Here is a 26,293-nt window from a genome sequence, read left to right as displayed (position 1 = left end):
ATAGAATATGAAACAAGCGATTGTATGTCTTACCTTCGGAACGCTGTTGTTCTCTGCCTGCCATTCGGATGCTGTCCGGCAGACAGAGAATGGAATAATCGTCCCTATTACTTCCGGCGAGACAAAAGCCGTTAAACTGGAAGTGATTACCGACGATGTAATCCGGGTGATGGCATCGCCAACAGGCATATTTGAAGAAAGTGTAAATCTGATCAAAGACACGCACCAGTTACCTGTCCCTGCTTTTGAGATCACCCGGAACGGGGATACCATCACGCTTGGAACAGCTACCTTACAGGCTCGTCTATTACAGAGAACAGGCGAAGTTTGGTTCACGGATAAGGCAGGGAACCTGATCCTCCGTGAACAGAATGGAGGTGGGAAAGAATTCACCCCGGTACGGGTGGAAGGAACCAATGGTTATTCGTTCCGTCAGGTTTTTGAAAATGACGAAGAGGAAGGATTGTATGGTCTGGGACAACATCAGAGCGATGAGTTCAATTATAAAGGAAAAAACGAAGAACTGTTCCAGTACAATACGAAAGTAAGCGTTCCTTTTATCGTTTCCACCAAAGGGTATGGAATACTCTGGCATAACTATTCCCTGAGCCGTTTCGGGGATAAACGCCCCTATGCAGAACTGGGCGATGTCTTTAAACTGTATGATAAGGAAGGGCAGGCCGGTGCATTGACCGCTACTTATTATAAGGATCGGACCTCTTCGGTACAACCTTTGATCCGAAAAGAGGACAAAATCAATTATGAAGATCTGGTAACGATCAAGAATTTCCCGGAGAAATTTCCTTCCAATGAGGCTTATGCCACCTGGGAAGGAGAGATAGAACCAACAGAAAGTGGTGTACATCATTTCAAACTACATTATGCCGGATATACGAAAGTCTTTATCGATGGGAAAGAAGTGGTCGCCGAACGCTGGCGTACTGCCTGGAACCCGAACGATTATAAAACCAAAGTTCGTCTGGAAAAAGGAAAGCGTTATCCGATCCGGGTCGAATGGCTTCCGGATGGTGGTGTCTCTTATTTGGGATTGAAGGTGCTGAGTCCGTTACCCGAGGCCGAACAGAACCGTTTGGCATTCTGGAGCGAGATGGGTGATCAGATCGACTATTACTTTATCAACGGTAAAAATATGGATGAGGTGATCAGTGGATATCGTTCCGTAACCGGAAAAAGCCAGGTGATGCCTAAATGGGCCATGGGGTATTGGTTAAGCCGTGAGCGTTATAAAACACAGGATGAATTGCTGACCGCATTGAATGAATACCGGAAACGCCAGGTCCCATTGGATGTGATCGTTCAGGACTGGAGTTATTGGCCGGTAGATGCCTGGGGAAGCCATGAATTCGACAAGGAACGTTTCCCGGACCCTGCCGGAATGATCAGGGAGATACACGAGAAGGATACCCGTTTCATGATCTCCGTATGGCCTAAATTTTATATGACGACAGAGCATTACAAGGAACTGGACCAACTGGGAGCTATGTATCAGCAAGCGATTAAAGACAGCATCCGCGACTGGATCTATCCGGGATATATCGGCTCATTCTATGACGCCTACAATCCGGAAGCACGTAAATTGTTCTGGAATCAGATGAATGAACATCTCTACAGCCTGGGTGTCGATGCCTGGTGGATGGATGCCTCCGAACCGAATGTACAGGACAATACGGATATGAATTACCGGAAGAAGTTGTGCGGACCGACTTATCTGGGCCCTTCTACCAAATATTTCAATGCCTATGCCCTGATGAATGCGGAGGCAATCTATGACGGACAGCGTGGCGTAAACCCGGATAACCGTGTTTTCCTGTTAACCCGTTCCGGTTTTGCCGGACAGCAGCGGTATTCGACAGCTACCTGGAGCGGTGATATCGGTACCCGTTGGGAAGATATGAAAGCTCAGATAAGTGCCGGTTTGAACTTTGCGATGTCGGGTGTCCCTTACTGGACGATGGATATCGGCGGATTCTGTGTGGAGAAACGTTATGAGCACGCGGAAGAAGGAAGCGAAGACCTGAACGAATGGCGCGAATTGAATACCCGTTGGTATCAGTTCGGTGCATTCTGCCCGTTGTTCCGTAGCCATGGTCAGTATCCGTGCCGGGAAATCTATAATATCGCACCGGAAGGAACGCCTACCTACAAGTCAATGAAATATTATACCGAATTACGATATCGCCTGATGCCTTATATCTATAGTCTGGCAGGTATGACCTATTTCAATGACTATACGATCATGCGTGCCCTGGTGATGGATTATGCGGAAGATAAGAAGACCTATACTATTGATGACCAGTTTATGTTCGGTCCGGCCTTTATGGCTTGTCCGGTTCATCAGTACAAGAAACGGGACCGGGAGGTCTATTTCCCTGCCGGAGTCTGGTACGATTACTATACCGGTAAAAGTATGACCGGAGGAACTTCCCGCACTGTTGCTGCTCCGTATGAACAAATGCCATTATTTGTACGCGGCGGCTCCATTATCCCTGCAGGTAAACTGATCCAGTCGACTGCCGAAGAACAAAAAGACCTGACGGTCTACGTGTATACCGGTGCCGATGCCTCTTTCTCCTTGTATGAGGATAATGGGGTGACTTATGCCTATGAAAAAGGTGAATACAGTACGATTCCGCTTTCTTATAAAGAATCAGGAAAGGAACTGACTATCGGAACCCGTTCCGGTTCTTTCCCTGAAATGGCTATGGAACGGAATATAAAAGTTATCTTTGTTACACCTGAATATCCGGCGGGAAAGGAAGTCTCTGCTGTATATAAAGGCGAACAGTTAACCATTTCGTTACCCTGATAAACTAACATGTATGAAACAATTAGCAATTGTATTCTTTAGTCTCTTGTTGGCGGCCTGTTCGGCCGACCAGCAGGGACGTGAGAGAACCTCCTTTAACAACGACTGGCTATTCTCGCTGACAGACAACCAGGCGGATCTTTCCGCTCCGGATGCCGACGATACCGGCTGGAGGCAACTGAACCTTCCGCATGATTGGAGCATCGAAGCAGATTTCTCCAAAGAGAATCCGGCGACACCCGGGGGCGGAGCCTTGCCCGGTGGTATGGGCTGGTACAGGAAGCATTTCAAGATACCGGAAAGTGACCGGGGAAAGCAGGTCTATATCGACTTCGACGGTGTTTACCGTTGCAGTAAGGTATGGCTGAACGGTCATCTGCTGGGATTCCGTCCGAACGGATATATCTCGTTCCGTTATGATATGACTCCTTATCTGAAATACGGTCAGGAGGAGAATGTACTGGTTGTACAGGCTGACAACTCGCAGCAACCTAACTCACGCTGGTATTCGGGATCAGGTATCTACCGGAATGTCTGGTTGGTTAAAACCGGTCAGGTTCATGTGGATCAGTACGGAACGAATATTACAACTCCGGATGTCGCACAGGAGAGGGCGATGGTAGTGATTGAAACGACACTGAAGAATACTTATGCAGCTGCAGTTACTGCCGAGTTGACGACAATCATTAAAGCCCCTTCCGGAAAAGTTATTGCACATACCTCTCTTCCGGTCGAACTACCGGAGAACGGTAGTGATATTATTAAACAGACTCTTGAGGTAAAAGCCCCTGAATTGTGGGGAATAAAAAATCCCGCATTATATACTGCTGTAACTGAAGTAAGATCCGGAAATCAACTGACCGACCGATATGAAACAACCTTCGGTATCCGTACTTTCCGGTGGGATGAGGCAACCGGTTTTTATCTGAACGGAGAACCGACAAAGGTGTTGGGTGTTTGTCTGCATCATGACCTGGGATGCCTGGGTACGGCCGTTAATAAACGTGCGATCGAGCGTCAGTTGCAGATAATGAAAGATATGGGTGTCAATGCGATCCGTACCAGCCATAATCCACCGGCTCCCGAATTACTGGAACTATGCGACCGGATGGGACTGCTGGTACAGGATGAATCGTTCGATATGTGGAGAAAACGAAAATCGCCTTACGATTATGCACAATACTTTGACGAATGGCATGAACGGGACCTGACCGACCAGATCAAGCGTGACCGTAACCATGCCTCCGTTTTCATGTGGAGTATCGGAAATGAGGTACTTGAACAATGGTCGCATGCGGATGCCGATACACTGAGCCTGCAGGAAGCGAACCTGATCCTGAATGCCGGTCATAAGATAGATCCGGCTTTGCTGGAGGATAGCACAATGAGTGTCCAGTCGTTGATCACGATCGCTTTGGCTGATATTGTCAGAAAGTTGGATACTACCCGTCCGGTAACTGCCGGAAATAACGGTGTAGATCCGGCCAACCATCTGTTCCGTTCCGGTGCACTCGATGTGTATGGTTTCAACTACCATGAGAAAGACTATGCCCCTTTCCCACAGGTCTATCCGGGCAAGAAGCTGATCGTCAGTGAATCTACATCGGCTTTGATGACACGCGGTTATTACCAGATGCCATCCGACGAAATGTATATCTGGCCCGAATCATGGGACAAGCCTTTCGATCGTCCTGAACACCTTTGTTCTTCTTACGACAACTGCCATGTTCCCTGGGGATCGACCCATGAAGTAACCTGGCACGAGGTAAAACGTTTGCCGTATGCTTCCGGAATGTTTATCTGGACCGGTTTTGATTATCTGGGTGAGCCGACACCTTACTGGTGGCCGAGTCGCAGCAGTTTCTTTGGTGTCGTCGACCTGGCAGGATTCCCGAAAGACGTGTATTATATGTACCTGAGTGAATGGACCGACCAGCCGACCCTGCATCTATTCCCGCATTGGAACTGGAAAGAGGGTGAAGAAGTAGATGTCTGGGCCTATTACAACCAGGCGGATGAGGTGGAACTATTCTTGAATGGTAAGAGTCTCGGCACGAAAAGTAAGAATGACAGTACCTACCATGTATCCTGGCGTGTTCCATTTACACCGGGTACGTTGAAAGCCGTATCCCGTAAAGCCGGAAAAGAAGTGCTGGCGCAGGAAATCCATACTGCAGGCGAGGCTGCCGAGCTAGCATTACTCCCTGACCGTCGGGTTATTCAGGCAGATGGTACGGATCTCTCTTTTATAACCGTTGAGGTAAAAGACAAAGCCGGTAACCTGGTCCCCCGTGCCGATAACTTGATTCGTTTCTCGGTGGAAGGAGACGGCTTTATTGCCGGAACGGACAATGGCGATCAGAATGATCCCAACAGTCTGAAGAAACCGGAACGAAATGCATTTTACGGGAAAGCCCTTGTCGTTGTTCAAAATACCGGCAAGAAAGGGATTATCCGTGTAAGAGCAACAGCCGACGGTTTGCCGGATGCTGTAACTGAAATAGAAGTTCAATAAAGAAGTAAATATGAAGAAATTAATAACTATGATTGTGCTTTCCTTTTGTATGACCGTTGCGGTATCGGTAGCACAGCCCGTAAATAAAGAGGATCAGCAAATGGAAAAACGTATTGAGACACTGATCCGTCGGATGACACTGGAAGAAAAAGTAAGTTTGTTGCATGGAAATTCCAAGTTTTATGTGTCGGAAATCAAACGTTTGGGTATTCCGGAATGGAGCTTGAGCGACGGTCCTCACGGGGTTCGTGCGGAGATCAACCGGCATGACTGGGGATATGCCAACTGGACTACCGATTCATCGACCTATTTTCCGACAGGTACGGCTTTCGCTGCAGCCTGGAATCCGGAGCTTGCCTATTACCGTGGGGAAGTACTGGGTGAAGAAGCCCGCTGGCGTAAAAAAGACGTGTTGCTGGGCCCCGGTGTGAATATTATCCGTAGCCCGTTGTGCGGACGTAACTTCGAATATATGAGTGAGGACCCTTATCTGAACTCTGTATTGGCCGTCCGGTATATTCAGGGATTGCAAAGCCGTGATGTCGCATGCAGCGTGAAGCATTTTGCTCTGAACAACCAGGAAACGAACCGTACCACCGTCGAGGTGGAATGTAGCGAACGTGCCCTCCGCGAAATCTATCTGCCCGCATTCAAAGCCGCTGTACAGGAAGGCGGTGCCCTGACCGTGATGGCTGCCTATAACAAATACAAAGGCGATTGGTGTGCAGAAAACAAATACCTGGCACGCGATATCCTTCGTGACGAATGGGGTTTTAAAGGCGTATATGTGACCGACTGGGGGGCAGCCCATAGTACGGTAAAATCTGCTATTGCCGGTCTGGATCTGGAAATGGGGACCAATATAGAAAATTATGATGACTGGTATTTTGCCAACCCTCTGATAGAGGCGGTAAAAAAGGGTGAAATCCCCGAAAGCCTGGTAGACGAAAAAGTGGGTAACGTACTCCGCGTCATGATCAAAACGAAAGTACTAGATCCCAAGAAACGCTTTAACCAGAGTTCTATCAATACGCCGGAGCATCAGCAGGCAGCTTATCAGGCAGCAGCCGAAGCGATTGTGTTATTGAAAAATAAGGAAAACCTGTTGCCGTTGGATATCTCGTCGGTGAAAAGCATTGCAGTGATCGGCGACAATGCCACCCGCCGGCATTCGGATGGTGGACTGAGTTCCGAGATCAAGTCTTTGTATGAAGTCACTCCGCTGGAAGCAATCCGTATGAAACTGGGTGACCGTGTGAAAGTCAATTTTGCACAGGGATATGAAAAACTATCCACTTTTATCGAAGGAAGTAATAACGGGCAGAATGCTGGCAGTTTTACCGATGGAAATCAGGTAAACGAGAAGTTATTGAAGGAAGCAGTCGACGCAGCCCGCAACAGCGATGTGGCGATCGTTGTCGGAGGGTTAAATCATGATTATGATACGGAATCGGCAGATCGTCAATATATGGAATTGCCTTACGGTCAGGTGCAATTGATCCAGGAAGTGATCAAAGCCAATCCCAGAACGATCGTGGTGATCGTTGCCGGTTCGCCGGTGAATATGGTTGCTTTGGATATCTGTGCCCCGGCAATCCTTTGGGGATGGTATAACGGAATGGAAGGTGGAAATGCCTTGGTGGATGCCATTACCGGGAAGGTGAATCCCAGTGGCAAAATGCCTTTTACCACCCCTGTTACACTGGAACAATCTCCGGATATGGCTTTAGGTAATTTCCCCGGAAGAGATCTGAAAGTAAAATATGAAGAAGATATCCTGGTAGGTTATCGCTGGTATGACACGAAACGGTTACCGGTGGTCTATCCGTTCGGCTATGGTCTGTCTTATACTGACTTCTCTTTTGGAAATCTGGCTACCGACAAGAAAACGTATGGCCAGGGGGAAACGATCAAAGCCACTTTCACATTGACGAATACCGGAAAAAGAGATGGTGCCGAAGTTGCCCAACTCTACGTAAGCGATCCGGAATGTTCAGTCATGCGTCCGGTAAAAGAACTGAAAGGTTTCAGGAAAGTTTTTTTGAAAGCAGGTGAAAGTAAACAGGTAGAAATAGATATCCCAGTAAGTTCTTTGGCTTTTTACAGCGAAGCACAGAAGCAATTCGTTGTAGAACCGGGTACTTTTATCTTGTATCTGGCTACTTCCGCAGAAAATATAAAGTCTGATATGTCTATCGAAATTCAGTAGTAATTTTCCCTCTCCGGAGAGGAGGGGACAGGGGTGTGTTAAAGTCTCGCCGTACAGCAGTCTTTAACACACCTCTTTTCCTTTTTAATTCTTCTTCAGCGTATAATCCGTAATCCCCAGCGCTTCATAAGCCTGAAGCAGTGCCTCGTCATTATCGGAAATCATCAGTAACTTATCATTTTCCATCAGGACCGTATTTCCTTTAGGAATGAAATAACGTCCGTCACGCATGACCATTACCGCCAGCGTATGGTCGGGCAGCGTAAGCTCCATCAGCTTGTTCCCATGTGTAAGCACTTCGGGAGTAACATCGATCTCGCTCATCGCGCTCTTAATACCTTCCGGCAATTCGATACCGAATACATCCTTCCGTTCCGGTTCATCGATCATATCCAGCCATTTGGCAGCCTGCGTCACCGTCGTACCCTGTATCAGCAGAGACAGGATTGTGATAAAGAATACCACATTGAATATCAGTCCGGCATGCTCGACCCCCGCAATCAGCGGATAAGTGGCAAAGATAATTGGTACGGCTCCGCGAAGCCCTACCCACGAAATATACAGTTTCCCTTTGAAAGAGAAGTTCTTATAGGGGAGCAGGCAGAGAAAAACACTGATCGGACGGGCGAAAATGATCATAAAGATACCGACCGTCAGACCGATGGGAGCTACCGGCAACAGTTCGTGCGGATTGACAAGTAGTCCCAACGTAAGGAACATCACGATCTGCCACAACCAGGCAAAACCGTCGAAGAAAGTACCGATACTCTTCTTGTGGACGATCTTGGCATTCCCGACTACCAATCCGGCGATATATACGGCCAGGTAGCCGTTCCCTTTGCAGAGCGAGGTCGCAGCGAAGGTAAAGAATGCAGTAGCCAGTAGCAAGATCGGATACAGCGACTCATTATCGATATCGATCTTATTGATAATGAGTACCGCCAGTTTCCCGAACAGGTAACCGGCCAGGGCACCTACCGATAACTGGATCACCAGCGACAAGATTGCATCGCCAAGATTCATCCCGGCAGTTTGGATATAAGCGATCAGCAGCAAGGTAAGCATATACGCCATCGGGTCGTTACTACCACTTTCCAGCTCCAGGGTCGGTCGGAGCCGTTCTTTCAGATACACGCCTTTACTTCGAAGGATGGAAAATACAGAAGCCGAATCGGTTGACGACATAACGGCTGCCATCAGCAGGGATTCGGGGAGCGTGAGTGTTTCATAACCGGTCACGAGCTTGGACAGATAATAAATGAATCCACCCGTAATGAACGTAGTCGCCAGTACACCGACTGTCGCCAAAATGACCCCTTGCGACGCAATGGGTTTTACCTCGGATATCTTCGTGTCCATACCGCCTGAGAACAGGATGATACTCAACGCCAGCATACCGATGAACTGCGCAATATTCGGATTACTGAACTGGATTCCCAGTCCGTCACTACCGAATAACATACCGACTCCCAGGAAAAGCAACAGCGCGGGGAGTCCGAAACGATAACCTGCCTTACCGGCAAAAATACTGAAAAAAAGAATGACGGAAGCAATCAACAAGATTCCCTCCGCATTGTGTAAGAGTTCTAAATTATGGAACATAAGCGGAAACGGTTTACTCAATTATCCTTCAAAATAACAAAAAAAAGCTGAAACTACAATGGAATGAATGTCGAAATATATGGCTCATATACTGACTAATGAATATAATACGTATCTTTGTCGACATAAAATAAACACTATGCATAAAACACATTTATTCTCACTATTGTTCATCCTCCTGATAGGGGCAGCATGCAACAAACAGCAGCATTTTATCTCTGACGATGCATTCAGAGCCGAAGTAGAGAAAGATTTCCAGGCCAAACAGGCGGCTTTGCCTGACGGAGATCTGTTCACAGTTTTCAATCAGCAAATGACGCCGGAAGAAAGAGAGGCACTTACATTCCTGTATGCCTATATGCCGATCGGCGACATTACCGATTATGATGGAAAACTTTATCTGGATAATATCCGTAGTTCTTTCAAGGCAAAAGAAGAAATGCCCTGGGGCGACAGTATTCCTGAGGAGATCTTTCGCCATTTCGTTCTGCCTATCCGCGTGAACAACGAGAACCTGGATGAAAGTCGTATGGTCTTTTTCGACGAACTGAAAGATCGTGTGAAAGGCTTGTCATTATACGATGCCGTGCTGGAAGTGAACCACTGGTGTCATGAAAAAGTAATTTATACGCCGTCCGATGCCCGCACAAGTTCTCCGCTGGCTTCTGTAAAGACTGCTTACGGACGTTGCGGTGAGGAATCTACCTTTACGGTAGCAGCACTTCGCTCGGTAGGTATCCCTGCCCGTCAGGTATATACGCCGCGTTGGGCACATACCGACGACAACCATGCCTGGGTAGAAGCCTGGGTAAACGGCAAATGGTACTTCCTGGGTGCTTGCGAACCGGAACCGGTTCTGAACCTGGGATGGTTTAACGGTCCCGCTTACCGTGGTATGCTGATGCATACGAAGGTATTCGGTAAATATCATGGTCCGGAAGAAGTCATGCTCGAAACAGACGGTTATACGGAGATCAATGTGATCGACAACTATGCACCGACAGGAAAAGCAGTTGTCACTGTAGTCGATGCGGACGGTAAGCCGGTTTCCGGAGCAGACGTGGAATTTAAGATTTATAACTATGCCGAGTTCTATACCGTAGCCAACAAGAAAACGGATGCGGAAGGAAAGACATTCCTGACAGCCGGTAAAGGCGACATGTTCGTTTGGGCAACCAAAGACGGCAAGTTCGGTTTCGATAAGGTCTCTTTCGGTAAAGGCGACGCTACCATCAAGCTGGATAAGAAACCGGGTGATGCTATCGAAGCTGTAGCCCTCGACGTTATTCCGCCGGTAGAAGGTTCTATTGCCGTGGAAGTAACTCCCGAACAGAAGGAAGCAAACGCAGCCCGCCTGTTGGAAGAAGATGCGATCCGTAACAAATACGTCGCTACTTTCTATACGGAAGAAAAAGCGGAAGCACTGGCAAAAGAATTGGGTATCGACCCGTTGAAAACATCCGACTATCTGATCGGCAGCCGTGGTAACTGGATGGAGATCGAAAAGTTCCTGCGTGAGACTCCGGCTGACAAACGTCCGGTAGCAATGGCTTTACTGGATGTGATCTCTGCTAAAGACCTTCGTGACACGCCTGCATCTGTGTTGGCTGATCACTTGAACAACTCGGAAGTGGTTAAAGGCGACTTCTTCAATGATTATGTCCTGAATCCGCGTGTAGCGAACGAGTTCCTCACTCCGTACCGCAGTTATTTCCAAAAGAACGTGGATGCCGAACTGGCAAAACAAGCAAAAGAAGACCCGATGGCTTTGGTAGACTGGGTAAAGAAGAATATCACAATCAAGAATGAACTCAACTCACAGCGTATCCCGGTTATGCCGATGGGCGTATTCAAATCGCGCGTAGCCGATACCGGATCACGTAATATTTTCTTTGTGGCTGCCTGCCGTAGCCTGGGTATCCCGGCACGTATCGAGCCGGTAGCCCGCAAGGTACAATATATGAAAGACGGCAACTGGATGGACGTGGACTTTGAAGCTGCTGTTCAGACAACCGCTAAACAGGGTAAGGTCGTTGCTTCCTATGCTCCGATCAAGGCTTTGCAGGACCCGAAATATTACAGTCATTTCACGATCGCCAAGATATTGCCGAGTGCTAAGTTGCAGACACTGAACTTTGAACGTACCGGTAATGTGGATATGGGTGTAGGCGATACCTGGAGCAGTATGTTGAAGACTCCGCTGAGCATGGACGAAGGTAACTATATGATGGTAACCGGAACCCGTATGGCTAACGGCAGTGTATTGGCAGAAGTTTCTTTCTTCAATGTAGAGCCGGGCAAGACAACCCCGACAAAACTGGAAATGCGTGAAAACACGGACGAAGTTCAGGTGATTGGTAACTTCAACTCTGAAAACAAGTTCAAACGTGCCGACAACGGCGAAGAAACCAGCGTACTGGCAACAACGGGCCGCGGTTATTATGTGGTAGCTATCCTGGGTTCTCGCCAGGAACCGACTAACCACGCTATGCGCGACATCGCTGCCGTGAAGAAGGACCTGGAAGAATGGGGCCGTAGCATGGTGCTTCTGTTCCCGGATGAAAAGGGTTATCAGAATTTCGATCCGAAAGAGTTCGGCGACCTGCCTAACACAATCACTTACGGTATCGATGCCGACAACCATATCCAGAAAGAGATCGCATCAGCCATGAAACTGGCAAATGCCAGCCAGCTCCCGATCTTCATCATCGCCGATACCTTCAACCGTATCGTATTCGTATCCCAGGGATACACGATCGGTTTGGGTGAACAGTTGATGAAAGTGATACATAAGTTGTAATATACATTACCTATTATACATAGAAACCCTCATTGCCGGTTTTCGGTAGTGAGGGTTTCTTTTATCAATATAACAACCTTTAACATGAGAATGTTATAACTTGATATCTTGTTTGCTATATTTGTATAGTGTAAACGTTATAACATTGTGTGAGTATGGAAAGAAATATAGTGCAAATAGGAAATAGTATGGGGGTTATATTACCTGCCCGTCTTTTGAAGCGGTTGAATCTATCGGCTAAAGATCCGGTAATCATCTCGCAGAAAAATAACAGTATTGTGATTAAGCCTGTACCGCGTAGGAATTGGGAAGCTGCAGCTTCACAGATGCATGCAGCCGGGGATGATAATTTGATTATACCTGATGTCCTGGAGGATGAAAAGCTGGAGGGGCTGGAATGGTAGAAAGATATGGAATTTATTGGGTAGACCTTAATCCGACCAAGGGGAGTGAGATAAATAAGATAAGACCGGCGGTTGTTGTATCACCTGACGAGTTGAACCGCCATCTGAATACTGTTATAATTATTCCTTTGACATCGACACTTACTCCTTATCCCTGGCGAGTAAGCTGTACGCTAAATGGGAAAAGCGGGATGATAGCTACCGACCAGATTCGGACTGTTGACAAACAGCGGATAGGAAAACAGGCAGGAGCATTGAATGAGGATGAAATAGATCGTTTGGTCGAAGTGCTGGAAGAGATGTTTGTTTTGTAATACTTTGTAAATACCTCTTTATAGAAATAATGAATGAAGGCTGTCGTTTTGAGCGATGGCCTTTTTTTGTTTCTGAACTTCGGATATACGATCACGAAATGATTGACTAAAACTCCCCCTTTTGGACGGCTAAAATGATCCGAAATAGCCCTTTTAACAATAGAGATGTATTAGTATTTAAATATGGGAAACTCTTTTACTTATTTCTGTGCGAAGAGATTCGGGTTGACGTCGGCAATCCCATATTAGATGTATATAGATATAATCAGTATGGGCTGTGTAAATGATTTTTGTGTTTTCTACAACCAAGGAACGATATTCTAGTGTTCCGAAATCGATAAGAAATGGGTCTATAAAACCTAGTAAAGGATGATTTTTTAGAAGACTGACATCATTCTGATACCTGTCTTTAACCTTTTTGGCAATGTGGATACCAAAATTATGCCTACAATACTGAGTGATTTGTGATAAATCATCTAATGCCAATGGATGCCATATAAGTCTCATACCCATTTATCCATTATAGCATTGGCTTCTTCTTCTGAGATACCTTTTCCTGCGATAGCGTCGGCTTCTGTAATGGTTAGACGTTGTTTTACTTCTTCAAGTGTATAAGTACAAGGACTCTTTTCGTTAACGGATAACCATTTACGAAGCTCAGAACGAACTTTATCCAATATTTCGGAATTATTTATATTTAATATTTCCTGAATGAGTTCGGTTTTACGTGCTTCTAATTCAAAAGTCGTCATATTCAGCTCCTCTCTATTTTGATATAAGAACAAAGATAGTTATTTATGTGATAAATAACAATTTCTTATTGAACTTCGGATATACGAGCACGAAATAATTGACTAAAACTCCCCCTTTTGGACGGCTAAAATGGCCCAAAATAGCCCTTTTAACATTTGCATACTGAAATCATGGAAAAAGGTATACTGATACACAGCTTATTAAGAGATGTACATGCGTACATATTTATATGAATAGTTGCTAGTAGAAAAGATGGTATAATGACTAGATATATAGGGAAGTACGAACTGCTCGGAATGACTAATTTTAACGTTCCTTTTTTCTCGCCAGCAAAGTTACTTCATTTTTTCAAATCGACAATACTTTCCCTAATAATTTCACCTTTCCTATATCCTTTCTTATCAACCGAATAGCAAAGTTTGTACGAAATAGCCACTTCAACTCACGAACCCCTAAAAAATGGCGAGAAAAAAGGAACGTTTAAACTAGTCATTCACTCTTGGAAACGTTCCTAATCTAAGGTTAAAAGGCTTTTTAAGTAACACTATTATTAATATTAAATTAAAGATTATGAACAAAAGGTTTTACACACTTATGGCCGGTCTCATGCTGGCTGGAAGCGCGTTCAGTACCGCAAGTGCGACCAAGATCACTAAGGATCAGTTCTTAGGGGCTATTAATGAGTCGACAAAAGTATTGGATGTAAATAGTTTGAAATTATCAGACAATGCAATCGAGTTGTCAGAAGACATTGAGTTGAAAGTTACAGCTGATTCTAATACTCCAGGACAGTATGTTATCATCAACACTCCTAATATTACATTGACGAGTCTAGAAGCAGGAAAACCTGTGACATTGACTGGTCGTGTTATTGTTGCAGCCAATGGTGTGACAATCAGTGGTATGAAACTGAATAACACTGTTCAGCTTGGAACAGGTGGCGGCGTACAGGGTGGTTTTTGGAATAATACTGCTCTTACTATTTTTGCTGATGATGCAACTGTTACAAATAATGAGATTACCGGTTCGATAGCAGAAGGTAATACAAACAATTGCATAAATGGTATTAAGATCTATCCTCAAACTGAAAATACATCTTATACTATCAAAGGTAATACATTGAAAGGTTTTGCTACTTTGATTGGTAACCAATGGTATTCTTCTGCTTTCCAAGTTTATGAGGGTGCTGCTGTTATTTCAGATGAATCGGGAGAATCAATTCCTGCCGCATTGGCTAATTTAAAAGGTATTGGCGACAATGTTTCTGCAACAATCAAAGGAGGATTCAATGCGGCTGCCATTCAAGGTGATAATACGTTTGTAGGTAATGACGCTGACATCGTAGTTCGTAGCGGACGTGAAACTGATACACAAAACTATAAGACTACTGCTGCTGTCATTACTATGCCGAAAGATGCAACAAAAGCCGAAGCTCAGAAAGTTGCCTTGACGGAAGCTATTACAAAAGCTACTGAAGACGCAAGTATCAGTTTTGGTGGAAGTGCGGAAGAATTGGCAAAATTGTTGGAAGGTGTGACATTGACTGGTGCCAACGTAGCCGTAGCATGTTCTGATGTAAACATTCTTTATGGTGACGCTGAAAATCCGAATAATGGCAAGGATGCTGTTATTAACGGTATTGCTCCGGCTGTTAAGGAAGTATACGGATATAATTTGATCGAAAATCCGGGTAATCCAAGTGAGTATGCTATGTTGATTTTGACTGCAGGTGAAAATCAATTTGTTGTATACCAAGAAGGTGCAGATTCTAAAATTAAACAAGTAACGAGTGCCTCTGTACTTGAGGAATATGAAACGAATCCCGCTTCTTTGTGGAAGATGACTTCTGGTAAGAATGCTGATGGTTCTCTGTGGTACAAGTTTGAAAACCAAGAAGGTAAGCTGTTGAAAGCTACAGGAGGTAATAATGCTACAGATGGTATTTTCTTTGCAAAGAATAAGGTTGCTTATAGTGAAAATGGAGTTGTATTGTCCAATATTGCAGATGATAACGAATACAGCTACGGTCTTTACAATGCTGGTTACAACAAATTATCTGTTGAAGATCTGAAATGGTTTGAAAAAGATGGTTTCTCAGTTACTATCAAATACAAGAATGACAAGGGTGAATTCAAGAAAGAAGATATCGCAGGTAATCCGTTCGCAGGTCACTTGGCGCTGATGAATTGGAACGGTAGTAAGTTTGTTGAAGCTGAATCTGAAAGTACAGATAATCTTGATTATGACTTCTATTTGATGAATGCCGATGGCAACTTTATCGTAGCTGAAAAGTATATATTTAATGGTGCAAGTAAAGATCAGGAAGCATATACATTCACTACTGTAACAGCTAAAGCATTGGCACATGATATCATTGCCAATAAAGATAAACGTGAATACTACGGAGAGTTCCAGGCTGAAGTTTCTGCTAAGTACAAACAAGATACTTACCACGGCTTGAAGGTTATCGATTTATTGAGCGTTAAAATTGGTAATGGCTGGGCACCTGTAGGTCGTCTGGATTTGGGTACAAAAGAAGTGCCTACTTTGGCTGCTTCTATCGATACAAAGTTGTTTGATATTCAGGTGAATTTGGGTAGCAACAAGGTCGTTGATCCTCAGAAATTCGTACAAGCTAAGTTCTTTACTGTAACTAAATTAGGTAAAGATGGCGGTATGCTGGCTGTTGCTGGTGACAAATATGAAGGTGCAGATTACTATGATTGTGAATTCGTTTCTGCTTGTGGTAACGACTTGGAAAAACAGTTTGCCTTGACTTACAGAAGCGGTGATGGTAAATTCGTATTTACAAACCGTGAAACCCTCAACTACCGCTGGACAATCGATGCAAACCGTTTGTATTATGGTGAAAAGGATAACGAGTATGTATACGGTGGTGATACTTACCTGATTGAAACAGTTGAAAACCATGAAGCAAAAGACGGTTATAGCCAGTTGTCTGATGTGAAGAATACGAAATTCCATATCGCTTACTCTTCAGGTATCTTTGGTAACGCTTGGTTTACAGAAAACCATCAGGGTGTAGACAATCATACTATCGGTTTGAGTACAGATAAGGAAACAGCTTTGGTATTTACTGCTACAGAATATGCAAAAGAACGTGCCATCAAACATGATGAAGATGCTCATACAAATAAGTATGTGCCGACAGACTCTATCTATGTAATTAGTAAGTTAGGTTTCTACGATAAAGATGCAAAGAAGTTTGATTCTAAAGATGATACTTTGAAAGTGGTATCTTATTCATTCGTCAACCAGTATGGTGAACCGCTGATTTGGAATGGAAACCGTTATGTTTCTTCTACAGAGAAGAGCGTTGCTGCTGACAAATTCGCTTTGCGTAAGGATAACGGCAAGTTGAATCTGCGTCCGGTAGTGGGTGAATGGGATTCTCAAGGAAAGCATTATACTAGTTGGATTTCAGCAGGTGATAATGAGTCATACTTGACACATCAGTATTTCGGTACTACGAATAAAGCTTATGCTGGTGATGCAGACGAAGAAGGCATCTTATCTCAGACATGGATGTACAACCGTACTGAAAATGATCTGTTTACAGTAGAACCTACAGAAAAACCGATGTATCGTACAGTAATCAATCCGTTGGATACAATCTCTATCTTCCGCAACGATAATCCGAAATCTATCCTGTTCGAAGACAAAGGTTTCTTAGGAATGGAAAATCTGGCTCAATATCCTTCAATTGCTCCGGCAATGGTTGCTGATACTGCTTATGTACGTGATAATACTTATCGTCCTCAGTATATGTTGGTTGTTAACCCGGATATCACTCCGGCTGGCATGTGGTGTGAAGAACATCAGTCTGCAACTTGTGAGCATGCTGTTCCGACTAAGGGTTGGGTAGAAGGTCGTTACCTGGTTAACCTGGTAGATACAGCTATCGTTTGGGATATTGCTAACAAGCATAAAGACAATAACCCGTATATCAACACTGAAAAGTTCTATCGTTTAGGTTTCGTTCAGGCTAAACATATCGAAGATTCTTTGATTATCGCTAGCACAAACGATACATTGATGGTAGGTACTGAAGATTATAACCAGGCTAAGTTTGCATTCCGTTATGTAGATACAGATGCTAAGTCATTCCGTATTGAAACAGCAAACTATAAGAGATTGCCGGGTGTAAAAGAAGCTGAAGTCAATGAAGAAAATGAGTTAGGCTATGTTAAATGGATGAATGGTGTTGTAGTTGTTGTAGATAAGATCGAAGACGGTGATGTTTTCAACATGAACGAAGACGAACAGGGTGATCCTACAGCCAACGACGCTATCGCAACTGAAGGCGTATCAGTAATAGCTACTGAAGGTGCTGTAATCGTTAAGGGTGCTGCAGGTAAGAATGTAGTAATCACTAACGTTCTTGGTCAGACAATTGCCAACACAGTAATCACTTCTTCTGAAGCTCAGATTTCTGCTCCTGCAGGTATCGTTGTAGTAGCTGTTGAAGGCGAAGCTGCTGTTAAAGCAATCGTAAAATAAGAAACTATTTATAATCAATAAATTTAAATTGACTGCGCGGTTCCGTCATGAACCAAGTATCCCGTGAGGGCGAACAAGCGGTCAGTATTAATACTAAAGTAATGAAATAAAGTTCTTCTGTTCAAGCTCTGTGAAGAGCAAAAACAGGCAAAAACAAGCCCCGGGGGATTCATCTTCCGGGGCTTCGCCGTTAGAAAAAGGTGAAACCTTTTTCAGTTGACAGTTGACAAATGACAGCGCTCGAAGATGGAAAGATTTGAATCTGTTTGTATTGATTCCAATATGGATTTAGCGACTAATAGCCCTGTAAGGGCGTGCCAGGCTAGCCCAAGGTTTTAACCTTGGGTCTAAGTAAGTTAAGTTTGTCTTTTTAAGTCCTGTAGGGACGCCACAAGAACACGTATATCCTTGTAACGCCCTTACAGGGCTAGAGAGGGGGGAGTGTGATTATCACTACCCAGGATTAAAACCCTGGGCTGATTTTGGGGTCAGGCTTACAGCCTTCAAGACAACGACACTGACAACTTCAAGACAACGATACTAATTGGCTCAATCCAGATGAAGGGATAGCTCAAATTTGACAAATACTGCACCTGTTGCTACCTCCATTGGCATATTGGTATATTATTATTAATAAACATCAAATGAAAAAAAACAACAACCCCCTGCATTCCTTTCATTGGATGCATTGCATGGCGAGATCGAACGGTTGCGCCATAAGAAAGAAAGCGACGGAAAACTGTCGCTCCGTGACGAACGAAAGCTGAAAGGCTATAAGAAACTTTTGGGTGAACGGCTCGGTGCCGCGGTGATCTATCCCGAAGACCGCCAGCCGGTACCCGTGCGCCGGCATCAGCTGGTAGCTTTCGGCATGAAGCATATCGACCGGATGCTGAAAGGAAATGACGCGGTTCATCCTGATGGCCGCCTCTATCACCTGATGCATGCCATCTTCGATTTTAAGGTCGATGCCGCTACCGTGAAGCGTTACTACTACATGTCGGAAGATGCAGAAGAATTAGGAAAATAAAATTCCCCCCTGCTCGCCTACTAATCGATCGCTTTCGGCAACCGTTTACCACCGTAAAGTCCCCTACAGGTTTTGTGGTGCAGGCAGGGTTGCCGGAAGCGATCCTTTTTGTATGCTGGTATTTGTTGAAGACTTTGATTATCTTGCGTCTAATAACCGGCTGAATAGCCATAACACAAATTATTATGAATGCAACACCCACTGTTTCCTATTTTCACAAACTGTATCTGTCCACGTCAGAGGCACGTTCACTCGAAGAAATCATTATCCTGATCCGTACCCGCCGCTGGATACATGAAATAACCGCTTATCGCCAGATACTCGTTTCCGGAGAGAAAGAAGAGGCACGTGCCCTGAAAGGCAAGCTCCCCGGATTTACTCCGTCGGGGGTATTCAAGGGAGGGCATAAGGCAAGCCAGCTGGAGACCTATTCGAAGGTAGTGGGGCTCGACTTCGATCATGTAGCCGATCTCCCTGCGCTGGTGGCTCTTTTCCGGCAGCAGGTTTTTACGCTCGCTCTCTTTGTCAGTCCCGGCGGCGAAGGACTGAAGGTCTTTGTCGCCGTCGATACCGGCCGTGAGGAGCATGCCACCGCTTTTGCAGCGGTGGCAGCCTGGTATGAACAGCTTGCCCATGTGTTTTGCGACCGTGCCTGTAAAGACATCAGCCGCTGTTGTTACGTCAGCGACGATCCCGCTGCCTGGTACAATTCCGAAGCCGAAGTCTTTTCTCCCGCCTCCGTTCCTCCCGTCCAAGTGTTTATCCATGATTGGCTCCGTGCCCATCCGCCGGTCGAGGGAAGCCGTAACCAGACCGTCTACCGCCTCGGCTGCGAGGCAAATCGGATGGGTTTCGGACGTGATGAAACCGCCTCTTTTTGCCTACCCCTGTTGCACGTCGCCGACTTTACGGATGAAGAGATTTTGCAGGCGTTATCCTCTGCCTATCAGGGAAATAAGGACGAGCATGCAGCCCGTCCAAACGGACGAAGGACACAAAAGGACAAAAAGGACACCGTCACAATTTCAGGAGAGGAACTGCGCGAACGGACTCCTTTTCTGCCTTCCGACATCACATCCGGCCTGCCTCCTTTGCTGGGGAAAGCACTCCGTTTTTATACCGATCCCCGCGAGCGCGACATGGCTTTTCTAGCTGCCTGTACAGTGCTGAGTGCCTGTCTGCCCCGAGTATGGGGTATATATAACCGGAAACGGGTATATCCCCATCTGTTCACCGTCGAAGTGGCTCCGGCAGGCAACGGGAAAAGCTGTATCAACGACATGCGCCGGCTGGCGGATCGTTATGCTTCGCTGATAGAGATAGAGACGAAGCGCAAGGAGGATGATTATCACCAGGCGCTTGAAGAATGGGAATTGAAGAAAACGGTCGCCCATCAGAAGAAGCAGGCTGTACGCGTTACCGATGCACCGGTGAAGGCATCGACCTGTTATTTCTTCATCCCGACGCAGATCACCAAGGCAAAGCTCCTGGTTCATCTGGCAGAGAACGGTGAGATAGGCGGTCTGATGGCAGACAGCGAGATAGATACGCTGATTAGTTCCGGCAGGCAGGATTACGGACAGTTCGACGACCTGCTGCGCAAGGCTTTCCATCATGAGCCGGTCGCTTCGTCGCGCAAGACCGACAACGAGATGATCCGAATCGAACGTCCGCGGCTGGCGGTGTTGCTGGCGGGTACGCCGGGACAGTTTTCGAGGCTGGTTCCGGATGCCGAGAACGGGCTTGCCAGCCGTTTGCTGTTGTATACCTGCCGCAGCGAGGCGGTATGGCAGGATGTCTCGTCAGCAGGCGAAGCCGGACAGTTTGAAAAGTATCTCGATACCCTGTCGGAGCAGGTGATGGAGGTGGCTCTGCTGTTGCGTAAGCGCCGTTTGCAGGTGCGGCTGACGACAGGGCAGTGGAGGGAGTTGAACGACCATTTCAGCGCTCTGCTGCGCGAAACGGACCTGTTCGGCAGCGAGTCGTTCCTGGGCGCTGTCAAGCGGCATGGACTGATGGCATACCGCCTGTGCATGATCTTTACCGCGCTGGAGGCGGCTTCTCTCGATTACGGGGTGGACGAGCTGTTTTGCAGTGACCTGCATTTTCATGCCGCCTTATCCGTCATCGATGTATGTCTGGCTCACAGCCGCCTGTTGATGACGCAGTTGTCTGCATCGGCGGATATCCCGGAGTTGACTTGCCCCGATTATTTCCGTAGTATTTTCGACCGGCTCCCCGAGGAGTTCACGCTGGCGGAGCTTTACGAACTCGGCGAGGCTGTCCACATAAGCGACCGCACCATCCGTCGCCATTTGTCCCGTCTCGAACCGCTGCATATCACCCGTCTTTCTCCCGGCCTTTATCGTAAAAACACGCCTCCTGCCGCCTGAGAATTTCATTCCCGTTTTGAAATTGTGACGGTGTCCTTTTTGTCCTTTTGTGTCCTTTCGATTTTTAATTTCCTGATAAACAGTCTTTTCCCTATATCCTGTCGTGCAACAGGGTATAGGGAAAAACGGGCCGGAATATAGGGCAGAAAGGTGTACGTTATAGGGTATTTTTCCATACCCCCAAGTAACTCCAGTTGTCGGTTTCAGGAATTGTATTTATGCTGTTTATTTCCTTTTCTTTCAACTCTTTCACCCTCCTTCCTCGACTTTCCGTTCGTCCGGACATGGTGGTTGTATCTTTGTTATGTGATTAATAAACAAGGTGTTTAACAAAAAAGTAAAAAATTATGCCAGCAAAGTACACATTAGTATTACGTAAGGATCTGCGCAAAGGTGCCGTGGAGGGGAGTAAATTGTATTATGCCAACGCGAAGGCGGCGGGTGAGTGTGGAATGTATGAGTTGTGCGACCTGATCTCGCTCTCGTCTACTGCTTCACCGGGGGATGTGCGGCTGATCCTCGACGAATTGATTGAGGTGATGAAACGCAGCCTGGGAAAAGGGGAAGTGGTGAAGGTGGGTGAACTGGGAAATTTCCAGTTGCAGTTCGGAAGTAGCGGGACGGCAACGAAAAAGGAATTTAACCAGTCGCTGATCAAGAGCAGACGCATTGTGTTTCGTCCCGGCAAGATGCTGCGCGAGGCGGTCAACAACTACTCCTTCGAGAAGATACCGGATCCCTCGGATAAGGAAGAAGGATCCGGAGGCGACGGAGAAGACGACCGTCCGGTGATCGAGTAGGCATCGTTGTCCTGCCGTTTCAAGGCTCGCCGAGGTGCTGTACGATATAATCCTTCTGCCTGGGTGTGAGGTATTTCTTTCCGGGGTGCCAGCCTGACTGTTCCAGCTGGTCGACGAGCTTGTCGCTGACGCGGACCCATTTTAATAGTTGCATCGTGGCACTTTTCTGTGAAATGGCAGGGAAGTATTGCAGGGCAAGCTCGCCCCAACCCCATACTCTGTTCTGATTGAGTGAATTTTCCATACGGCATGTTATTGAAGGTTTATATGCAATAAATATACGAATTATTATCCTGATTATCAAGTAAAAAAACAATTTAATATCATTGAAAATGAACAAGGAGATACAGTTTTTAAAGACCTGTCGTCCGGCAGCCGAAAAGGCGGGGCAGGTGTTTCATATGAATCCGGTGATGATCCTGGCGCAAGCGGCTCTTGAGAGCGGGTGGGGGACTTCCAATCTGGCGGTTAATCATCGGAATTACTTCGGTATCATGGGGTATGGCGTTTCCAATGCCTATTGGCATGGTGCCAGGGTGGAGATAGAAGGGGTACATCGGAAGCATGTCTTCCGGCATTATGGATCCGTGGAGCTTTCCTTCCTCGATTTTGCCCGTTTGATCTATACCGGCTACCATCGTGCCTGGAGTTTCAGCTGTAGCCCGGAGGCTTATGCCAAAGAGATTGCCTACAGTCCCTATATCAGTGAACAGAATGGGGATAATCGTGAACAGTATCGCCGCAACCTGATCTCCATAGAAGAGAAGATCGTTAGGCTGATGGATATGTATGATTGGGTAGGCGGGGAAGCGGCGTGAATATAGAACTCATATAAATCAACAAGATCATGAACAAACTAAGACAAATCCTGCAATTTATTAAAGTCCTGCTGGGCTTTTTGTTGAACTTCAAAAAGAAGCATGAAAAGAATGAGAAACAAGAGGAAGTGGCTACACCGGGCAATCAGCCCGAGGTGGCTCGTGTGTTACCTGGTGATACTGGGGATGACGGCTTTGTGGGCGGACCGTACAGAAATCGTCCTGGCCTGTATCGGGGCCCTGTTGACACTCTCGGGGTACGGAAACGGTTCCAAGGAGAGCTGGCGCAACGATTCCGGGAAGAATCCGGATTGTCATTGACTGTCCTTACCGGATATGCGTTGATGGTGTATGCGGCAGGGAGAATAATATGCCAATTATAGAAAGATATGAGCTATCTATCCAGTTTGTATTAAGGAACGCAGATGACGCAGACGAGCGCAGATAAACGCAGATAATATATTGTTTTAAAGAAAATAAAAAGTCTGCGAGCATCTGCGTATTCTGTGTCATCTGCGTCCCCTAATACGATCTGAATAGGTTCAAATTTGAAAAATACTGAACCTGTCGCCGTCTCCATTGGCACATTGGCACATTATTTACCGTCTGCGGCGTACGCTTCGAACAGGAGATGATTTCTGGGCTTTCGGAGCTTTTGTCTTGACGGTCTTTTCTTTGGTTTCTTTGACAGCCTTTTCGGTGGTTGCACCCTCGCCACGTGCGGAGGCTTTCTTCGCTTTTTTAGCCTCTTTCGGGTCTACCGCCTGGGTAGTGTCGGGCTGGAACCAAAGAGCTTTCTCAAAGGCTGCCAACTGGCCTTCGATGCGATTTTGCTCGTTCTTCAATGAGTCCGGAGTCGGGCAGTAAGCGACCAACGGCTGGTTCATCAAGTTCTGTGTTTTGTATATCTCGCCTTCAAACATACGGCGGCGGAAATAGTCGTCGATGGTGAACGTCATGGCGTTGTTGACGTTAGACGTCATGATGAAGGCGGTATTGATGTACGGACGTATATTTTCGTAGGGGATCCAAAACATCGGCATGGTCAGTTCGCCGACATCACCGGAAGTGGTCATGATCGGACAGATAGCCAGTGTCTTTACATCGAATACGGAGTTGTTTTGGTCGAAATACCATGCTTCTTTCACGTAATAGGAACGGACGCTTTCGGAAGGGATGTCGCTTTCGTTGATAACGAACGTGCTGCCTTCGTTTCCTCTTCCGGCTACTTCTTCGTAATAGATACCGAAGCTGTCGAGCATCTTCTTCAACTCGATCTTGTTGCCTTCGCTGAAGTCTTCATAACCGTCTTCGTACTGGTACGCATCTATTTTACCTTCACTGATCAGACTGAAGATGATGGAGAAAAGGTTCATCTGTCCGTTCATCGGAGTGACCGGGTAATAAAGGGGAGCGTTCTTCTCTTTCATCAGGTCGATCTGACGATACATGACACGCATCCAGCGGGCGTTACCCACTTCCTGTGTCATACGCTCGTTCATATCCTGTGCCCGTACGGTCAGTTCGGGTATACCGGTATCTTTTTTATCATTTGCCCGTTCTCCGCGGGAGGCTTGCGGGGCTCTTCTTGCCCGTTGCTGGGTGTTACCTGTTTCTTCCTGTGCCTGCAGAGAGGTAGCTGTGAAGAAGAGGGCGCTTGCAATTGCCAGTATGTAATAAAAGCATTTCATATTTTATATCCTTATTGGGGACGGTTCGCGAACCGCCCCTACGTTAATTTACAATGACTTCGATCGGTGTAAGGGTACGTTCCATGCCGTCAGGACCTTTGGCTACCACGCCGCGGATGTAGAAGCGTTTGCCTCTTGTCAGGCGGCGGATACGGTCTTTCTGTCCGTCAGAGAAACGGGGACCCTGTGATACTTCAGGTATTGCATTTCCCATGGAATCGAAGAAGATCAGTTCGAAACGCAATACGTCGAATTTGATATTCAATATATCGTCGTCGATGGCAGCCTGCAGGACTTCAGTCTCAATCAGGTTCCGCTTGGTCATGTTTCCGCCACGGAATTTACGCACATTGCCATTTTGGTCTTTATATTCGATATACGGCATCGGATCGGGGAGGGCACGTACGCGGAACGTATTCTTTGCCATTTCCACGTTGCGGCCGTCTGCCATGCGGGCACTTACCGATATGACGGCATCGGTTCCCACTTTCGACGGGCGGGCTTCCCATATGTCGCCTTTGCGGGTCAGGGTTCCGTTGGTCATGCTGGCGGTGATGTTTCCGCTCGGTACGCCCGGTACGGCGATACGCATGTCGTTGGCAATACCGGCATATAATACATTCATCAGAAGCGGGGCTACGGTAGCACTCGGTTCCGTGACGAAGTATTCGCTTTCGAAGTTCTGACGCATGATGCTTCCGTCGTTGTTCGGCATCTCGATATACCCCTTGATCGGGTAGGTACCCGGGGCACCGGCAATGGCGGTGAACTGTCCGCGGCTGTCTTCCGGTAATTCTTTACCGTTGACAAATACGGTCGGACGCTTCGTTGAATCGACGGCAGACAGGACGATGTTCGCCTTGTACTGTCCTCCGCGCATAACGATCTGGCTTTCGGGGATCACCTGAGCCGTCATCTGGTTCACGCGGTAGTCGCCTATATCGACGCTGTTCAGCAGGTTGTTCAACACTTCGCCTTCTGCATAGCGGATGTCGCTCTGCAATTTGGTAAGCAGGGTCACAGCAGCTGCGACCGGCATATTTTCAAACAACGCCTCTTCCCAGGTACGGGTATTGATACCTGCCTTGTGAGGGGGAGTCGTGCTCAGGCTGGCTTCCAGGATGCGGGTCTTGGCACTGTCCTGTACCATTTCGCCCATCATCGTACGGTAAGCGTCGATGGCTTCGCGCAGCTTTTTGCCTTCACCGGTAACCGGACCGAGCATGATGCGTGAAGCGGCTTCGAGGTCGTCTTTATGTTCGATCTTATTTACGTCGGCATCTTTCCCGTCGGCAATCTCTGCGATACGTTCTTTCAGGTTCTGCACGTAGTTGTACAGGCTGTCGGAGGCATGCTTCACCTGTTTACCTTTGTCGTACCATTCCTTCACCTTTTCAGGGTTGGACTGGTAGTAGGTATCCAGTTCGCCGGCCACGATATCGTTACGATGCGTAGAGTTGTCGATAGAAGTGCGCAAACTGTCTTCCACGAGCTCGAAACCGTCGAGTACCTCCGACGACACATTCAGTGCCATCATCGCGATGAACACCAGATACATCAGGTTGATCATCTTCTGACGGGGCGAGTTGGGATTATTAGCTATTCCAGACATCTTT

General features: G+C 46.6%; 18 protein-coding genes. 12 read left to right on the top strand and 6 right to left on the bottom strand.

Annotation, left to right across the window (positions count from 1 at the left end):
- Positions 1-7: 7 nt before the first annotated feature.
- From P3L47_RS04775 to P3L47_RS04765, 3 genes are read left to right on the top strand one after another with little or no spacing between them, the layout of a single operon-like run.
- The gene (locus P3L47_RS04775; protein ID WP_277782849.1) at positions 8-2,827 is read left to right on the top strand and encodes a TIM-barrel domain-containing protein; all 2,820 of its coding nucleotides are present in this window, start codon (positions 8-10) and stop codon (positions 2,825-2,827) included.
- A 13-nt stretch (positions 2,828-2,840) separates the two neighbouring features.
- On the top strand, positions 2,841-5,342 hold the full coding sequence (locus tag P3L47_RS04770; protein WP_277782848.1) for a glycoside hydrolase family 2 TIM barrel-domain containing protein: 2,502 nt from the start codon (positions 2,841-2,843) through the stop codon (positions 5,340-5,342).
- A gap of 10 nt (positions 5,343-5,352) precedes the next feature.
- Positions 5,353-7,551 carry a glycoside hydrolase family 3 C-terminal domain-containing protein gene (locus P3L47_RS04765; RefSeq protein WP_277782847.1) on the top strand — a complete coding sequence of 733 codons (2,199 nt, stop codon included), beginning with the start codon at positions 5,353-5,355 and terminating at the stop codon, positions 7,549-7,551.
- 84 nt (positions 7,552-7,635) lie between these two features.
- Here P3L47_RS04765 and P3L47_RS04760 read toward each other — a convergent pair whose 3' ends face one another.
- Complete coding sequence (locus P3L47_RS04760; protein ID WP_122362239.1) at positions 7,636-9,153, bottom strand: potassium/proton antiporter; 1,518 nt, start codon at positions 9,151-9,153, stop codon at positions 7,636-7,638.
- Positions 9,154-9,292: 139 nt separating this feature from the next.
- On the opposite strand from P3L47_RS04760, the gene P3L47_RS04755 reads away from it, so the two are divergent.
- The 3 genes from P3L47_RS04755 (at position 9,293) to P3L47_RS04745 (ending at position 12,671) form a co-directional block, all read left to right on the top strand.
- On the top strand, positions 9,293-11,953 hold the full coding sequence (locus P3L47_RS04755) for a transglutaminase-like domain-containing protein (protein ID WP_199715680.1): 2,661 nt from the start codon (positions 9,293-9,295) through the stop codon (positions 11,951-11,953).
- Positions 11,954-12,108: 155 nt separating this feature from the next.
- Positions 12,109-12,357: an AbrB/MazE/SpoVT family DNA-binding domain-containing protein gene (locus P3L47_RS04750; protein WP_122362240.1), complete on the top strand. Its 249-nt coding sequence runs from the start codon at positions 12,109-12,111 to the stop codon at positions 12,355-12,357.
- Positions 12,351-12,671: a type II toxin-antitoxin system PemK/MazF family toxin gene (locus P3L47_RS04745; protein ID WP_122362241.1), complete on the top strand. Its 321-nt coding sequence runs from the start codon at positions 12,351-12,353 to the stop codon at positions 12,669-12,671. Before P3L47_RS04750 ends, P3L47_RS04745 begins: the two co-directional genes overlap by 7 nt.
- 177 nt (positions 12,672-12,848) lie before the next feature.
- Here P3L47_RS04745 and P3L47_RS23755 read toward each other — a convergent pair whose 3' ends face one another.
- Both P3L47_RS23755 and P3L47_RS04740 read right to left on the bottom strand, forming a co-directional pair.
- Complete coding sequence (locus tag P3L47_RS23755) at positions 12,849-13,178, bottom strand: type II toxin-antitoxin system RelE/ParE family toxin (protein ID WP_158585889.1); 330 nt, start codon at positions 13,176-13,178, stop codon at positions 12,849-12,851.
- Positions 13,175-13,423: a hypothetical protein gene (locus tag P3L47_RS04740; RefSeq protein ID WP_122362243.1), complete on the bottom strand. Its 249-nt coding sequence runs from the start codon at positions 13,421-13,423 to the stop codon at positions 13,175-13,177. The genes P3L47_RS23755 and P3L47_RS04740 overlap by 4 nt, the downstream gene beginning before the upstream one ends.
- Positions 13,424-13,994: 571 nt before the next feature.
- Here P3L47_RS04740 and P3L47_RS04735 point away from each other — a divergent pair.
- From P3L47_RS04735 to P3L47_RS04720, 4 genes are all read left to right on the top strand, one after another.
- Positions 13,995-17,945, top strand: coding sequence for a DUF6383 domain-containing protein (locus P3L47_RS04735; protein ID WP_277782846.1), 3,951 nt, complete (start codon positions 13,995-13,997; stop codon positions 17,943-17,945).
- Between the two features lie 679 nt (positions 17,946-18,624).
- The gene (locus P3L47_RS04730; protein ID WP_122361442.1) at positions 18,625-18,975 is read left to right on the top strand and encodes a hypothetical protein; all 351 of its coding nucleotides are present in this window, start codon (positions 18,625-18,627) and stop codon (positions 18,973-18,975) included.
- Between the two features lie 185 nt (positions 18,976-19,160).
- Positions 19,161-21,368, top strand: coding sequence for a DUF3987 domain-containing protein (locus tag P3L47_RS04725; protein ID WP_122361441.1), 2,208 nt, complete (start codon positions 19,161-19,163; stop codon positions 21,366-21,368).
- Positions 21,369-21,715: 347 nt separating this feature from the next.
- A complete protein-coding gene (locus tag P3L47_RS04720) occupies positions 21,716-22,168 on the top strand; it encodes an HU family DNA-binding protein (RefSeq protein ID WP_122361440.1) in 453 nt (150 codons plus the stop codon).
- A 19-nt stretch (positions 22,169-22,187) separates the two neighbouring features.
- Here P3L47_RS04720 and P3L47_RS04715 read toward each other — a convergent pair whose 3' ends face one another.
- Complete coding sequence (locus tag P3L47_RS04715; RefSeq protein ID WP_277782845.1) at positions 22,188-22,412, bottom strand: DUF4248 domain-containing protein; 225 nt, start codon at positions 22,410-22,412, stop codon at positions 22,188-22,190.
- 88 nt (positions 22,413-22,500) lie between these two features.
- Between P3L47_RS04715 and P3L47_RS04710 the strand changes: the two genes are divergently transcribed.
- Complete coding sequence (locus tag P3L47_RS04710) at positions 22,501-22,986, top strand: glucosaminidase domain-containing protein (RefSeq protein ID WP_277782844.1); 486 nt, start codon at positions 22,501-22,503, stop codon at positions 22,984-22,986.
- Between the two features lie 29 nt (positions 22,987-23,015).
- Complete coding sequence (locus P3L47_RS04705) at positions 23,016-23,369, top strand: hypothetical protein (protein WP_122361437.1); 354 nt, start codon at positions 23,016-23,018, stop codon at positions 23,367-23,369.
- Between the two features lie 216 nt (positions 23,370-23,585).
- Here P3L47_RS04705 and porN read toward each other — a convergent pair whose 3' ends face one another.
- Both porN and porM read right to left on the bottom strand, forming a co-directional pair.
- Positions 23,586-24,677 carry a type IX secretion system ring subunit PorN/GldN gene (gene porN, locus P3L47_RS04700; protein ID WP_277782843.1) on the bottom strand — a complete coding sequence of 364 codons (1,092 nt, stop codon included), beginning with the start codon at positions 24,675-24,677 and terminating at the stop codon, positions 23,586-23,588.
- Between the two features lie 43 nt (positions 24,678-24,720).
- Positions 24,721-26,289 (bottom strand): type IX secretion system motor protein PorM/GldM, encoded by a 1,569-nt coding sequence (porM, locus tag P3L47_RS04695; protein ID WP_122361435.1) that lies wholly within the window; start codon positions 26,287-26,289, stop codon positions 24,721-24,723.
- Between the last annotated feature and the right edge of the window lie 4 nt (positions 26,290-26,293).

Origin of the sequence: Parabacteroides chongii, from assembly GCF_029581355.1 — a bacterium.
Classification (GTDB): domain Bacteria; phylum Bacteroidota; class Bacteroidia; order Bacteroidales; family Tannerellaceae; genus Parabacteroides; species Parabacteroides chongii.
This window is presented reverse-complemented; position numbering and strand designations above follow the sequence as displayed.